The 1700-nt window shown below is 58.2% G+C and carries 1 protein-coding gene; it reads right to left on the bottom strand.

Annotation, left to right across the window (positions count from 1 at the left end; translation table 11 throughout):
• A partial coding sequence (locus tag AC1DD5_RS25610) for a choline dehydrogenase (RefSeq protein ID WP_477516772.1) occupies window positions 1-1553 on the bottom strand: 1553 nt, incomplete at its 3' end.
• Between the last annotated feature and the right edge of the window lie 147 nt (window positions 1554-1700).

The following is a 1700-nucleotide window of genomic DNA, read 5'->3' as shown; positions in this document are numbered from 1 at the left end:
TTCGGGATGGAAGGCATCACCGACGCATCGACGACTCGAAGGCCCTCAACGCCGTGCACCCGGAAGCTGTGGGGATCGACGACGGACTGGTCATCGTTGCCCATCTTGCAGGTCCCGCAGGGGTGATAGGTGGTCTCGGCGTCCTGGGAGACCCAGTCGAGGATCTCCTCGTCCGTCTGGACTTCCGGGCCGGGCGAGAGCTCACCGCCGTTGAATGCTGCGAAAGCGGGCTGATTCATGAGCGCCCGCGTAGTGCGAACACCGTCAATCCATTCCTGGCGATCACGCTCGGTAGACAGATAATTGAACGTCGCAACGGGTTGCTCGAACGGATCACTGTTCCGCAACTTGATGTGCCCCTTGGATTGTGGCTGCTGCGGACCGAGGTTGATCTGATACGCGTGAGGCGTCTCGGCAGGAGTGCCATCGTTCCGCACCCCGAGCGTGAGCATGGTCAGCATCAGATTCGGCATCGGGGCGTCATCGAACGAGCGGACGAAACCGCCGCCCTCGAAGTGATTCGACGCACCCGGCCCGGTCCTATTGAACAACCACTTCAGCCCAGTCATCGGGTAAGTGTACTTTTTGACGATGCTCTGGTTGGAGACCGGCTGCTTACACTCAAACATGATGAACGCTTCAAGGTGATCCTGCAGGTTCTCACCGACGCCCGGCAGATCGGCGACAACATCGATGCCGTGCTCCCTCAGCTCAGCGGCGTTACCGACACCCGAAAGCTGCAGCAGCTGCGGCGAGTTATATGCGCCGCCGCTCAAAATAACTTCAGCGCCTCTCGCGATGCTCCGCTTCCGAAACCGGGTGGCAAACTCGACGCCGACCGCGCGAGTCCCCTCAAAGACCACCCGCGTTGCCCGCGCACCGGTGATGACGTCGAGGTTCTTCCGCTTCTTCACCGGGGCAAAATACGTGCGCGCGGCGTTGTAGCGTTCGCCGTTCTCAATGTTTGAGTCGAACGAGGAGAAGCCCTCTTGGCGGTAGCCGTTGACGTTGTTGACGAGTTCGTAGCCCGATTGCTCGGCCGCTTCAAAGAGCGCACCAAACAACGGGTTCCGCGAACCCTTGTGATGATGCTGATTAACCGGAATAGGTCCAGACCGACCTCGGTACTCACCCGTTGGATCCGATCCCTTGAACGACTCAATCCGCTTAAAGTACGGAAGAACGTGAGCGTAGTCCCATTCCTCGGCCCCGGTCTCCCGGGCCCAGCGCTCGTAGACGAGCGGATTGGCGCGCTGATAAAACATCCCATTAATCGAACTGCTTCCCCCCATGACCCTGCCGTGATAATGGTCAATTCGACGACCCTTAAGCCCAGTCTCAGGCTCCGACTTGGTACGCCAGTCATAGAAAGGGTGGCCCATGAGGAAGAGGAAAGCCGCAGGCACCCGCACCGGCACATCAAACAAGGAATACCTATGACCAGCCTCAAGAACCAACACCCGATTTTGCGGATCCTCGCTCAAACGGTTCGCGAGGACACAACCTGCCGAACCTCCCCCAACAATGATGTAGTCATAAGCGTCAAGCTTCACTGTTTTGTCCTCACTTGGTAAATGGCATTCTCGAGCGGCGTCATCCGACGCAAAGCCATGGCCTTACGATTATCTTTCCCCAGATGCCAACGGGATGGGCTAGGGAAGATTACGAAGTGCAGCATGGCAACTTGTGAGCCATGACAT

The organism is Paenarthrobacter sp. 10L420 (assembly GCF_056395385.1).
This window is presented reverse-complemented; position numbering and strand designations above follow the sequence as displayed.